14 protein-coding genes are annotated in these 13,495 nt (G+C 38.5%); all 14 read left to right on the top strand.

Going from position 1 to position 13,495, the window contains the following annotated elements:
* Positions 1 to 105 precede the first annotated feature (105 nt).
* The 14 genes from AC4G3O_RS03060 (at position 106) to AC4G3O_RS02995 (ending at position 13,431) form a co-directional block, all read left to right on the top strand.
* The gene (locus AC4G3O_RS03060; RefSeq protein WP_066107853.1) at positions 106 to 552 is read left to right on the top strand and encodes a molybdenum cofactor biosynthesis protein MoaE; all 447 of its coding nucleotides are present in this window, start codon (positions 106 to 108) and stop codon (positions 550 to 552) included.
* Positions 549 to 782 (top strand): molybdopterin converting factor subunit 1, encoded by a 234-nt coding sequence (gene moaD / locus AC4G3O_RS03055; protein WP_066107599.1) that lies wholly within the window; start codon positions 549 to 551, stop codon positions 780 to 782. The genes AC4G3O_RS03060 and moaD overlap by 4 nt, the downstream gene beginning before the upstream one ends.
* 132 nt (positions 783 to 914) lie before the next feature.
* Complete coding sequence (moaA, locus tag AC4G3O_RS03050; protein WP_491135794.1) at positions 915 to 1,931, top strand: GTP 3',8-cyclase MoaA; 1,017 nt, start codon at positions 915 to 917, stop codon at positions 1,929 to 1,931.
* A gap of 255 nt (positions 1,932 to 2,186) precedes the next feature.
* Positions 2,187 to 2,969 (top strand): molybdate ABC transporter substrate-binding protein, encoded by a 783-nt coding sequence (gene modA, locus AC4G3O_RS03045; protein ID WP_139891720.1) that lies wholly within the window; start codon positions 2,187 to 2,189, stop codon positions 2,967 to 2,969.
* 9 nt (positions 2,970 to 2,978) lie between these two features.
* Positions 2,979 to 3,635: a molybdate ABC transporter permease subunit gene (gene modB, locus AC4G3O_RS03040; protein WP_066107591.1), complete on the top strand. Its 657-nt coding sequence runs from the start codon at positions 2,979 to 2,981 to the stop codon at positions 3,633 to 3,635.
* Positions 3,636 to 3,957: 322 nt separating this feature from the next.
* Positions 3,958 to 5,085: a D-alanyl-D-alanine carboxypeptidase family protein gene (locus tag AC4G3O_RS03035; protein WP_491135937.1), complete on the top strand. Its 1,128-nt coding sequence runs from the start codon at positions 3,958 to 3,960 to the stop codon at positions 5,083 to 5,085.
* Positions 5,078 to 5,671, top strand: a complete 594-nt coding sequence (locus tag AC4G3O_RS03030; RefSeq protein ID WP_066107588.1) for a nucleoside recognition domain-containing protein — start codon at positions 5,078 to 5,080, stop codon at positions 5,669 to 5,671. Before AC4G3O_RS03035 ends, AC4G3O_RS03030 begins: the two co-directional genes overlap by 8 nt.
* Positions 5,671 to 6,201, top strand: a complete 531-nt coding sequence (locus tag AC4G3O_RS03025) for a spore maturation protein (RefSeq protein ID WP_139891721.1) — start codon at positions 5,671 to 5,673, stop codon at positions 6,199 to 6,201. Before AC4G3O_RS03030 ends, AC4G3O_RS03025 begins: the two co-directional genes overlap by 1 nt.
* A 224-nt stretch (positions 6,202 to 6,425) precedes the next feature.
* Positions 6,426 to 7,154, top strand: coding sequence for a 23S rRNA pseudouridine(2605) synthase RluB (gene rluB, locus AC4G3O_RS03020; protein WP_066107581.1), 729 nt, complete (start codon positions 6,426 to 6,428; stop codon positions 7,152 to 7,154).
* An 86-nt stretch (positions 7,155 to 7,240) separates the two neighbouring features.
* Positions 7,241 to 7,768 (top strand): thiol-disulfide oxidoreductase ResA, encoded by a 528-nt coding sequence (gene resA, locus AC4G3O_RS03015; protein ID WP_066107578.1) that lies wholly within the window; start codon positions 7,241 to 7,243, stop codon positions 7,766 to 7,768.
* Between the two features lie 15 nt (positions 7,769 to 7,783).
* Positions 7,784 to 9,442 carry a cytochrome c biogenesis protein ResB gene (gene resB, locus AC4G3O_RS03010; RefSeq protein ID WP_066107574.1) on the top strand — a complete coding sequence of 553 codons (1,659 nt, stop codon included), beginning with the start codon at positions 7,784 to 7,786 and terminating at the stop codon, positions 9,440 to 9,442.
* The gene (ccsB, locus tag AC4G3O_RS03005; protein WP_066107571.1) at positions 9,423 to 10,601 is read left to right on the top strand and encodes a c-type cytochrome biogenesis protein CcsB; all 1,179 of its coding nucleotides are present in this window, start codon (positions 9,423 to 9,425) and stop codon (positions 10,599 to 10,601) included. The genes resB and ccsB overlap by 20 nt, the downstream gene beginning before the upstream one ends.
* 338 nt (positions 10,602 to 10,939) lie before the next feature.
* Complete coding sequence (locus AC4G3O_RS03000) at positions 10,940 to 11,659, top strand: response regulator transcription factor (protein ID WP_066107568.1); 720 nt, start codon at positions 10,940 to 10,942, stop codon at positions 11,657 to 11,659.
* Entirely contained in the window at positions 11,659 to 13,431 is a 1,773-nt protein-coding gene (locus AC4G3O_RS02995; RefSeq protein WP_491135793.1) for an ATP-binding protein, read from the top strand. The genes AC4G3O_RS03000 and AC4G3O_RS02995 overlap by 1 nt, the downstream gene beginning before the upstream one ends.
* Positions 13,432 to 13,495: the final 64 nt, after the last annotated feature.

Raw genomic sequence — 13,495 nt, 5'->3', positions numbered from 1 at the left:
TCTATGTCCGTCAGTAAACATATGATGTCGCAGTCGGTAGAAGAAGAGTCATTGAATAGATGGATGCTAGTGATGGATGCTAGATTATACAGGGATGTGATGATCATGAAACCATTTGAAATAGTTCAAGATCCAATAGAGGTTCAAAAATATGCAGATTATGTATTACACGAGGGAGCGGGCGCAGTAACCGTGTTCTCCGGTCATGTAAGGGAATGGACAAACGGTGTTCGAACATTATCCTTGGCATATGAAGCGTATGGACCAATGGCTGAAAAAAAGCTGGCGGAAATTGGTAGAGAAATTGAAATGAAATGGCCGGGTACACGAGTGGCGATTGCTCATCGTATTGGACAATTGGAAATATCAGATATAGCCGTTGTTATAGCTATTTCTTCACCTCACAGAAAGAATGCTTATGAAGCAAACGAATATGCGATTGAACGGATTAAACAAATTGTTCCAATTTGGAAAAAGGAGATTTGGGAAAATGGGGAAGTATGGGTGGGGAATCAACATAAAAAGCCATTATCAGAGGAGTCAATAAAATGATAAAAATTCTCTATTTTGCAAGTATGCGAGACTTGACCGGTAAAGCGGAAGAGAACATCGAACGAATGGAATGGTCTGTCCGAGAGTTGCTGCAATGGGCAGAAGAAACCTATCCAAACTTCGAAAAGCATTCAGTCCTTGTTGCGATAAACGAAGAATATGTGACAGAAGATGAGAAAATTAGAGATGGAGATGTGGTGGTGTTTATACCTCCAGTTAGTGGAGGTTAAAGAAAACGCGTTTTTACAGCTGTTAAGGACAGTAAGAGTTAGATGGATAAATGAAATTCCGCCGGAGAATACAAAGGGTGGTATTTGATAATATCAATGACCTGGAAACCGAATGAAAAGAAGGGAATAACCATGACCTCACAGTCTTTATTGGATAAATTAAAAAGACCGATTCGTGATTTGCGGCTATCAGTTACGGATCGCTGCAATTTCCGCTGTACATATTGTATGCCTAAAGAAATCTTTGGAGATGATTATGCGTTTTTAAAGAAACAAGAGCTTCTGACATTTGAGGAGATAGAACGAACAGTCCGTTTATTTGCAGGTCTTGGTGTAAAAAAGCTGCGTTTAACAGGCGGGGAGCCCTTATTACGAAGTCATTTATCTAAATTAGTTGAAAGGTTAGTGAAAATAGAGGGAATTGAGGATATTGGTTTAACTACGAATGGTCTTTTGCTTTCAAAGTATGCTCATGACTTATACAATGCTGGGCTAAGACGTTTAAATATTAGTCTTGATTCTTTAGATAACGAAGTATTCGGTCAGTTGAATGGTCGTGGCATTCAGCCCTCTATTATTCTTCGTAATATAGAGAATGCCGTTAACCTTGGCTTTCAGGTCAAGGTTAATATGGTCGTACAAAAGGGAGTCAATGATCATGATATCATCCCAATGGCTTCTTATTTTAAAAAGATGGGTGTAACTCTGCGCTTTATCGAATTTATGGATGTAGGTAATGATAATGGATGGAGTTTCAAAGAGGTTGTAGCGAAAAAAGAACTATATGAAAAGCTGTCTAAGGTTTTCGATTTAGAGGCTGTTGATGAGCAATATTTTGGAGAGGTAGCTAAACGCTATCGCTATAAAGATAGCAAGAGCGAAATTGGTTTTATCACATCCGTGTCGGATTCTTTTTGTTCTTCCTGTACAAGGGCACGGGTTTCATCGAATGGACATCTTTATACGTGCTTGTTTGCCTCAAAGGGCTATGATTTAAAAAAATTAATCCGTAGAGGTGTAACAGATGAGGAACTGCTGGACCACATTCGTCAAGTTTGGGAATTGAGGGCGGACCGTTATTCTGATGAACGGACGGAACAAACGATATCTAATAGAAAAAAGATAGGGATGTTCTTTATAGGTGGTTAATAGATCAATTTACTAGATTTTTTTAGTGAAGTCCTAAGAAGGACTGGTCAAGGAACATAGGCTAAGAATATCACGTTATGAGGCTAAGCCTTTGTGACCCACACCCCCTGTTACCCATCTTAAAGGGGATCCATAAACCCTTGAGGAACCAGGAGACTAAGCTGGATTAAGTGAAATCAGAAACGCTCTTCATTAAAATTAGACTGAATCTTGAGATGATTTCTGTTTAAGTAGGTATACATCAAGGAGGATTACATGAAAAAATCTGTATCGATTTTTACAATGCTATTCCTTTTAGTCATTACTCTAGTTGCATGTTCTGAACAAGAAGTTAAAGAAGAAAAAGTAGAACTAAGAATTTCAGCTGCAGCTAGTTTGCAGGATGCGCTAAGAGACATTCAAGCTGTTTTTGAAAAAGAAAATCCAGAAATGAATATTACATATAATTTTGCTGGCTCCGGTGTGCTTCAGCAGCAAATCATGCAAGGTGCTCCTGTGGATTTGTTTTTATCATCTTCAGAAGATAAGTTTGAATCATTAATTACGGCAGAAATGATTGCGGACGGGGAGCATATCAATTTATTAGAAAATGAACTTGTTTTAATTGCTCCGAGTCCTAATGAAACTAACAAAATTAGTGGTTTTGAAGATTTAATGAATGGAACAATCGATAAGATCGCAATTGGTATTCCTGAATCTGTTCCTGCAGGAAAATATGCCAAGGAAACATTAGAAGTACTAGAAATATGGGATGAGGTAGAGAGTAAACTCATTTTAGCAAAAGATGTTCGACAAGTTCTGTCGTATGTTGAAACAGGTAATGTAGACGCTGGTATTGTATATAAAACAGATGCTCTTGTATCAGATAACAGTAGGATCATCTCGACGGCAAATAAAGAACACCATACACCTATTATGTATCCTTTAGGTATTCTAAATGATACAAAATTTCCTGTTGAAGCAAAGAGATATTATGACTTTCTTCAATCGAAGGAAGCAACGGCCATATTTGAGGAATACGGATTCATAGTGAACTGAGGAATGAATATGTTACATGAATTTTTATCACCTATTATTCTTTCAATTGAAATAGCAGTGGTTTCGGGAATAATTGTTATCATATCAGGGACATTTATTGGCCGCTATTTAGCTATGAAATCTTTTAAGGGAAAAGCGGCTTTTGAGACATTTCTTATGTTGCCTCTAGTTCTGCCGCCATCAGTAGTAGGATTTATTTTGATTGTCTTGTTGGGAAAGCAAAGTATCATTGGACAAGCAATTGAGTGGATTTTTGAGAAGCCAGTCATATTTACTTGGTGGGCGGCTGTCATTGCTGCTACGATTGTGGCTTTTCCCCTTATGTATCAATCAGCTAAGTCTGGTTTTCAAGGTATTGACCATGAAATCGAAGATGCTGCTCGAGTAGATGGAGCAAGTAAATGGCAGGTTTTTCTTCATGTTTCCCTTCCGTTAGCATCGAGAGCGCTTATGACGGGCGGTATTTTAAGCTTTGCTCGAGCATTGGGGGAGTTTGGCGCTACTTTAATGTTTGCTGGAAATATTCCAGGCGTTACGCAAACAGTTCCGATAGCTATTTATACAGCCCTTGATTCGGGCAACATGCTCATGGCATGGATGTGGGTTTTAGCTATATTCTTACTATCTTTTCTCATGCTGTTCGTGATTCAATTAAAAAAAGAGTGAAGATTCATCACTGATCGTAAATGGGCAACGAAGTTTACATAAACTTTTAGTTGCCTTTTTTTATGTAATTATTACCTGAAGAATTTTAGCATCCTCCTTCATACATAATCTAATTCACTTATCACTCACCCTGAATAACCTGTCTTCGAATATTTAAGAAATTAAGCGCATAGACTTGTACAAAAACATGAAGGGGACGAGTGTGGTGAAAGTGTACTCTTTCAAATATAAACGTAAGAAATATAACTCGAAACGTAATCTTTCAGTAAAGAACGATCCAATCCGCTTAGTGTTATGGAAGCTGGCAGGCACCATCCTCATTATGATTTTGTGTTTGGCAAGTTTACTTTCGCCGATAAAAACAGTTTCTGCACAAGCGCAAGAACTTGAAAGAATCCAAACAGGGGCTAAAAGTGCAATTATGATTGAGCAGAGCACCGGCCGGATTTTATATGAGAAGGATGTCCATACAAAACGAAGGATAGCGAGTATTACTAAAATTATGACCGCAATTCTTGCGATTGAATCGGGGAAGATGGATAAAACTGTAACGGTGACAGATGCGATTTTAAAAGCAGAGGGATCGGCGATCTATTTGCAGGTAGGAGAAAAAATAAAATTAAGCGACCTTGTTTATGGACTTATGCTCAGATCAGGAAATGATGCGGCGATTGCCATTGCTGAATATGTGGGAGGAAGTGTGGAGGGTTTTTCTGCATTAATGAATCAGAAAGCAGAATGGATTGGCATGAAGAACAGTCATTTCACCAATCCGCATGGTCTTGACGATTCTGATAACCATTATTCCACAGCCTATGATATGGCAATCCTAACTAAGTATGCGATGGGGAATAAAATGTATCAGAAAATTGCCGGAACTAAGATCCATCGGGCACCCAACCCGAATGAAGTATGGGACCGTGTTTGGAAAAACAAAAACAGGCTGTTAACGGAAAAATATAAATACACCACAGGCGGTAAAACAGGTTATACAAAAAAAGCGCGCCGCACGCTAGTGACAACTGCATCCAAGGATGGATTGGATCTTATTACGGTTACTATCGATGATTCTACAGATTGGGCTGATCATATAGCTCTTTTTGAGGCGGGATTTAACAATTACACATTAACTGAAGTAGTACCGCGTGGAGACATAAAAACGATAAAAAAAGGATTTTATAAAAATAAAGCTTATTTAAAATCATCGTTATCCTACCCGCTTACGCAAAAAGAACAAGAGGAGGTCGAAGTAAAGTATGAACTGAAAAAGCCCAAAAAACAGTGGAAAAAAGGAAAAAATCTTCCGGCTAAGGTTGGAAAGGTGAATTTAATTCTTGATGGACAAACGCTTATATCTAAACCGGTTTATCTACATAAAAAAGATCAAACTGTCTTCGATATATGGAAAGACGTCTTCTATACTTTTTCAGGTGTAAACACAAATGGTTAATTATATATGGGTCGGAATCAGTATAATTGGAATCATTTATGCGATGTTTACTGGAACAATGGCGGAAGTTAATGAAGCGATCTTTAAGAGTGCAAAAGAATCGGTCACTCTATGCTTCGGCCTTATGAGTGTCCTTGTTTTTTGGCTGGGCATCATGAAGATTGCAGAAGAGGCAGGTCTATTGGATAGTTTAACACGTTTGACAAAGCCAATCGTATCCAGGCTTTTCCCAGATGTGCCGCCAAATCATCCTGCAATGGGATATATCGTATCCAATATAATGGCGAACACATTTGGACTGGGAAATGCAGCTACACCCCTGGGTATAAAGGCGATGGAACAATTAAAGGACTTAAATGGCGGAAAGGATACAGCAAGCCGCTCTATGATTACGTTTCTGGCATTGAATACCTCTGGGCTGACGCTTATTCCAACAACCGTCATAGGAATCCGCATTCATTATAATTCAGCCAATCCGACAGAAATTGTCGGCCCGACCTTTTTGGCAACCGTCATTGCAACGATAGCAGCTATTATTTTAGATCGGTACTTCTACTGGAAAAGAGTAAGAAAGGGGATGGATTGATGCACTGGATCTCAACCATATCAATTTGGATGATACCTGTGGTTATCTTGCTCATCCTTGTCATGGGTGCCATAAAGAAGGTCCCGACCTACGAGAGTTTTGTGGAAGGCGGAAAAGATGGGATAAAAATCACATTTTCGATTATTCCCTATCTCATTGGTATGATGGTGGCCATTTCTATTTTTCGTGCTTCAGGTGCTATGGATTTGCTGATAGGCTGGATGAAACCGGTATTAAACTTCTTAGGTGTGCCTTCAGAGGTAGTACCTTTAGCCTTAATAAGACCCATATCGGGAAATGCTTCTCTCGGCATGGTCAGTGATTTGATTGCCACATATGGACCTGACTCTTTTATAGGGAAGGTTGCTTCCACAATCCAGGGGAGCACGGATACAACCTTATATGTCTTAACTGTTTATTTCGGTGCAGTAGGAATTAAGAAAATGGGAGATGCTTTAAAGGTGGGATTGTTAGCTGACCTCGTCGGGATTGGTGCGGCAATCTTATTAGCTGCTATTATGTTCCAATAGACACAAATTTGTCACAAAATGCTAAAAGAAGTGAAAAAATAGTCAGATTTAACAAAAATCGGTATAAAAAGCCGATTTTTTTGTGTTTCTTAGTAAGTAATGAAATAATATGCGTGATAGGACATATCACTTTCTGCAAAAACAAAGTATAATGAACAACTAGGTAGAATGCCTATTATTTGAGTAAAGAATACAGAAAAAGTAAAATTAGACAGGTGATTAAAATGGAAAGATTACAAAAAGTGATAGCACAGGCAGGAATCGCCTCCCGAAGAAAAGCGGAACAGTTAATCGTAGAAGGCAAAGTAACTGTTAACGGTAAGATTGTAAAAGAGCTTGGCGTTAAGGTTGGCCCAAATGATCAAATAGAGGTAAGTGGAGTACCTGTAGAAAAGGAAGAACCGGTATATTTTCTGCTTTATAAGCCAAGAGGTGTCATTTCCGCTGCCAACGATGACAAAGGGAGAAAGACCGTAACAGATTTATTTCCACTGATCAAACAACGGATTTATCCAGTAGGCAGACTGGATTACGATACATCAGGTTTGATCCTGCTGACGAATGATGGTGAGTTTGCCAATGCCCTGATGCATCCAAAGTACGAAATAGAAAAAACGTACGTAGCGAAAATTCAAGGTATTCCATCCCGCGAAATAATAAAGAAATTGGAACGTGGTGTTCAATTGGAAGACGGTAAAACAGCCCCTGCGAAAGCTAAATTGCTATCAATGGATCGCAGAAAACAGTCCTCTATTGTAGAGCTGACGATTCATGAGGGCAGAAACCGCCAAGTCCGCCGTATGTTTGAAGCGATTGGGATGCCCGTTATCAAACTTAAACGTGAAAGATATGGATTCTTGACGTTGCACGGTGTTAGTCCTGGAGATTACAGAGAGTTAACACCACATGAAGTAAAGCAACTGCGTTCTATGGCGCTTCATAAAGATAAGTAAATACAACCGTAGCGCTGCCCTAAATTAGTGCCTTTCTGGCAGCGCTATATTCTTGTGTGTCTAAAGCATAGCGGGAGGGAACTTTTTTGACCAAACAAAAGCGTAAATGGATGAGAATAGGGGTTCTGGCCCTTTTAGCTGGAGCCGTCATTTATGTGGTATTTTCGAGTTTAACCATGGACAAGGAAAAAACCCTTAAAATGAATGAAACCGCTCCAAACTTTGCTCTGACAGATCTTGAAGGGGTTAAGCATGTGTTAGAGGATTATAAGGGGCAGGGAGTGTTTCTGAATTTCTGGGGGACGTGGTGTAAACCATGTGAATATGAAATGCCTTATATTCAAAGTCAATATGAAGTGTTCAAAGATAAAGGTGTACAGGTATTAGCTGTCAATGTAAATGAATCTGATTTTGTCGTGAATAAATTTGTTCAAAGACATGGGCTTACTTTTCCGGTTGTCATCGATAAGGACAATCAGGTGCAGCATCAGTATCTGATTAATCCCTTGCCGGCCACATTTTTAATTGATAAAAATGGTAAGGTCGTAGATTCAACCACTGGTAGTTTAACTGAAGAGAAGATTCAAAAGATGATGGAGAAAATACAGCCATAACAAGGGGTAATAAGGATGAAGGAAATAACTTGTGAATGTGGTCATGTTAATCCATATGGAACGATATTTTGTGAAGCATGCGGTAAGGTGCTCAATAAGGAAGAAGAAGAAAAAAAATTATTGGATATGAAATATGAAGGCAGTGCCAGAAGATCGCAAACCTACAATAAATCAGTAGTTGATAAGATTTGGAATTTTTTCTCATCCGTAAAGGTTGGCGTAACCTTAATCATTCTTCCATTAATTGCAGCTTCTATCGGTACCATCTTCCCGCAAGAAATGTATATTCCAAATGGAGAACCCGCTGAAACGTTTTATGAAAGTAAGTACGGCTGGTTTGGTGAAGTGTATTATGAGTTAGGATTACATAATTTATATAGTTCATGGTGGTTTTTACTGTTAGTGTCCCTCTTAGGAGTTTCACTTGTTATCGCCAGTCTTGACCGCTTTATTCCGCTATTCAGAGCTTTAAAGAATCAGAGAGTAATCAGGAATGAGGGTTTTTTACGCAGACAGCGGATTTTTGGTGAAGCTGATATAGCAGAGGAAAAAGAAAACTATGAATTAATCAAAACGAGATTAAAAGAAAAGCGTTATAACATAAGAGAAGAGAACGGCAATATTTTAGCAGAGAAGAACCGTTTTTCGAGGTGGGGTCCTTATGTTAATCATATAGGCCTGATCATTTTCTTAATTGGCGGAATGTTGCGTTTTATTCCAGGGATGTATGTGAATGATTACCTCAGAATTCAAGAAGGTGAAAAGAAAGCTGTACCTGGAACGAATGGTGAGTACTTTGTTGAAAACCATAAATTTACTGTAGAAGTTTATGATAAAGATAAGGAAAAAGAAGAGTTTGAGGCAACGCTTGACCGGGTTGGTACGGTCGTAAAAAATTATCAAACAGATGCCACTCTTTATCAAGCGGTAGGGGATACCTTGCCAGGGGAAGAAGTAAAGCTTGAAAAAGTTAAAGATTATCCGATACGTGTAAATGAACCTTTGAAATTTGATTCCTTTGCTTTATATCAAACATCCTACGAGGAAAACATGACTAAAATGTCATTCACCTTAATTGATAAAGCAACTGAAAAGGAGCATGGCAACTTAACCGTTGATTTGAATAATCCGAAAGATAGCTATGACCTGGGTAATGGGTACTCCGTGCACCTGGAGAGTTATTTTCCTGATTTTGAATTTAATGAGAATGAGCAGCCGACAACAAAGAGTCGATTTCCAAATAACCCTGCGTTTATCTTCAAAATGGTATCACCAGAGCATCCAGAAGGAGAAGTTAGCTTTGTTGCGATTAAACAAACCCTTGAGCCTTTGGGTGAGACCGAATATAAACTTAAATTCAAAAATATAGAGACAGGTTTTGCAACTGTATTAACAGTACGTAAAGACCTAACTTTATGGGTACTTGCGCTCGGAGGGCTTATCTTTATGATTGGCGTTATACAGGGGGCTTATTGGAATCATAGGCGTATTTGGATTCAAAAGAGTGGGGATAAAATATTTGTGGCCGCTCATACGAATAAAAACTGGTTTGGTATCAGGCGGGAGATTAATGAAATATTAGAGGGGACTTCTATTCCATTACCGTATGATCAAGCCGAAGGGGAAGAGATTCAAGAAAGAGGGGGAAAACAGAGTGGCGACTTTAAGCAGTAATTTGCTATATATTGCTTTTGTGCTGTACTTAATAGCAACTTTTGTATTTGCGGGATCCATAAAAGGTAAGAACGATAAGTGGAGTTATGAAAAATGGGCAAAAGCTGGAATTATTATCACTATTATTGGATTTATTGCACAGCTGGGTTATTTTATCACACGTTGGATAGTGTCAGGACATGCTCCTGTCAGTAATCTATTTGAGTTTACAACATTCTTTGGAATGATGTTGGTTGGAGCATTTATAATGATTTATTTCATATATAAAACAGCCATTCTGGGAGTATTCGCGCTTCCGATTGCGCTGTTAGTTATTGCGTATGCCAGCATGTTTCCACGGGATATCTCGCCGCTTATTCCGGCATTAAAAAGTGATTGGCTGTATATACATGTTACTACTGTAGCAGCGGGAGAAGCTATTTTAGCAATAAGTTTTGTGGCCGGATTAATTTATCTGATACGGGCTGTTAAACAAACGAAAGCATCAAAAAGTACGTTTTGGCTGGAAGCCGTTTTATTAGGATTAATTTGTACGATTGGTTTTGTTGTATCTACTACTATGTTTTCTATAGCTGATTATAAAACTGAATATACTTGGGTCAATAAGAGCGGTGCAGAGCAAACAGAGGAATATAATATGCCGGCGTTGTTTGTCCCGAAGGAAGCAAAATTGGTTTCCGGTACAGGGATGGATCCGTTAATTGAATTGCCATTAATAATCAATTCAAAAAAACTGAATACAGTAGTTTGGTCCATCATGATAGGTGTCGTGCTATATGGAGTGCTGCGTTTAATTTTACGTAAGCGTATAGGAGCAGCTATACAGCCGTTGGCAAAATCAGTGAATTTAGATTTACTTGACGAGGTTGGATACAGATCCATTCTAATCGGATTCCCTGTATTTACTTTGGGAGGGTTGATATTTGCCATGATTTGGGCCCAAATAGCCTGGTCAAGATTTTGGGGTTGGGATCCTAAAGAAGTATGGGCTTTAATTACATGGCTATTTTATGCAGCATTTCTGCATCTGCGCATATCGAAGGGGTGGCATGGCGAAAAGTCAGCCTGGCTTGCAGTTATAGGATTTATTATCATTATGTTTAATCTTATCGCGGTGAATTTAATTATCGTTGGATTACACTCATATGCTAGCAATTAAGAAAAAAGAGGACTTCCAAGTATGGAAGCCCTTTGTTCTTAACTCTTCTTTAGAAAATCAGGCTTAAGCTATTAACTGCAATTATATTCCGATTTATGATGCTTTTACTATTTTTAAGTTGGATGACAACTGAATAGGAAGTTAGGCAAAATCTTATATTAAAAAAATCTGGTTGTATGATAGATATTATTTTTCTATAAATTTAACTTTATAGAATCGCTTTATTTATGTAAATATTCACTTTTCTATTCCTAAATATTTAGTATGCATGTATAATAAAACTGATATCGTGGATAAATTTGTATCGTTATTAGTTAATGCTTAAGGAGGTCCGGGTGATGGAAGAGAACAACATACGATTGCTTATAGTAGATGATGAGGACCGTATTAGAAGACTATTGAAAATGTATTTAGAGCGCGAAAAATATACAATTGATGAGGCTGCTAATGGGGAAGATGCTTTAGAACTTGCTTTGGCGAATGATTATGATTTAATCCTTCTGGATTTGATGATGCCTGGCAAGGATGGAATTGAGGTTTGTAAAGAACTGCGTGAAAAAAAGGCAACACCTGTTATTATGTTGACTGCTAAAGGTGAAGAAATAAACCGAGTGCAAGGTTTTGAAGCAGGCACGGATGATTATATCGTAAAGCCTTTTAGTCCAAGGGAAGTAGTCTTACGAGTGAAAGCATTGTTAAGAAGGTCATCGAAAAATTCCTATATTCAATCAGAGACCTCAACTAAAGATGTTGTCGTCTTTAATCATCTAACGATCGATAATGATGCGCATAGAGTATTGGCGGACGGTGTAGAGGTTGCATTAACACCTAAAGAATATGAACTATTATACTTTCTCGCTAAAACCCCGGATAAAGTGTATGATCGGGAACAATTGCTAAAAGAAGTTTGGCACTATGAATTCTTTGGGGATTTACGTACCGTTGATACACATATTAAAAGATTAAGAGAAAAATTAAATAAAGTATCTGAGGATGCAGCTAGAATGATTGTAACCGTTTGGGGTGTTGGTTATAAATTCGAGGTAGTCAACGACTAATGTTTTGGAAAAGTGTAGTCGGGAAACTTTGGATGACCATTATTTTGCTGTTTTCCTTCGTTCTATTCATCTTAACTGTATTACTGCTGGAGTTTTTCCATAATCAAAGTATGGAGGAAGCTAAATCTTCTTTGTTTCGAACAGCCAAACAAGTTGAAATGATTTTAGAGGAACATTCAGATATCGAGCAATCAACACAAATTGTTTGGCAAATCATCGATCCGAATAAGGATATTGTTATTATTTTAGATGATACCAATATATACAGCAGTTTGAATGATTTGAATAAGAAAGAAGTCTATCAACTCTTTTCTCGTGATGAAACCTTAAAAAAGTCATTAGTGAATGATAGACAAGTTTCAGAAACCACTTATCTATCGTCTATTTTGGGCGGGGATAATGTTACTCAGGGTACAATTGTCGGAATTCCAATCACTAATGACGGAATGGATGGCGCCATCTATGCATTTCAGTCTGTAGACTCGAGTGAGAGTACAAACGCACAAACGACAATCTTCATCTTGATAGCTGTCGGGATCGGGATTGTTTTAACGACGATTTTTGCGTTCTTCCTGTTATCAAGAGTGACTGCTCCGCTTAGAAAAATGAGGGAAGCAGCATCTGAATTGGCCAGAGGAAAATTTGACATGAAGGTTCCCATTTTAACAAACGATGAGATTGGCGAATTGGCGATTGCATTCAATCAAATGGCACGGCAGCTGAAGTATAATATGACGGCATTACAGCAGGAGAAAGAGAATTTATCGAATATTTTAATTAATATGGCTGATGGAGTGATCATGTTTAACAGAGACGGTGAAATTCTTGTAACGAATCCTCCAGCAGATGACTTTTTAAGGTATAGTTTTTTGGATGAAACCATTCAAAAAAAACAGTCTGGAAACCAAGTCCCTGATGCATTAAGCGATTTATTCCTCGAGGTTAAGGGAACGGGAAAAGCTAAAATAGCCGAGATTACCACGCAGGGGCACGATTGGGTAATACTTATGAATCCCCTTTACCGTCAAAATGATATCCGTGGAGCTGTAGCTGTATTAAGGGATATGACGGAGGAACGCCGGCTTGATAAGATGAGAAAAGATTTTATTGCCAATGTATCGCATGAGCTTCGTACGCCTATTGCTATGCTTCAAGGATATAGTGAAGCAATTATAGATGATATTGCGGAAACAGCAGATGAGAAAAAAGAAATGGCACAGGTCATATATGATGAATCATTAAGAATGGGACGCTTGGTTAATGAACTCTTAGACTTGGCTCGAATGGAAGCAGGACATCAGACTTTAAATATTGAGGAAGTAGAAGTTGGCAGCTTTCTTGGTAGAATATCGAAAAAGTTCCAGCGGGCAGCTCAGGAAAAAAATGTTGATGTCTATACAACCCTTGACCATCCTGAGGCGCTTGTTGAGCTGGACCCTGACCGCATTGAACAGGTATTCACCAACTTGATTGATAATGCCCTGCGCCATACACCTGGGGGAGGTGAAGTGCAAATTATCCAAAGAACATTGGATAATGGTACTCAATTTGACGTGAAGGATTCTGGTGTAGGTATTTCTGAGGAAGAGCTGCCTTTTGTTTTCGAAAGGTTTTACAAGGTTGATAAAGCAAGAACAAGAGGGAGATCTGGCACAGGACTTGGCCTTGCAATAGCAAAAAATATTATTCATGGTCATGGCGGTAAAATAGATGTCTACAGCAAGGTTGGACAGGGTACGACATTTACATTTTTCCTGCCAGCGAAAAAGTAGAATTAAGAAGATAATTCTTGTTACACAAGGAACTGTTTGATGAAAGCATATCACTTAGGTGATG

The organism is Bacillus sp. z14 (2026) (assembly GCF_058313575.1).
The sequence above is the reverse complement of the archived record's forward strand: the minus strand, read 5'-3'. Positions and strand labels throughout refer to the sequence as shown.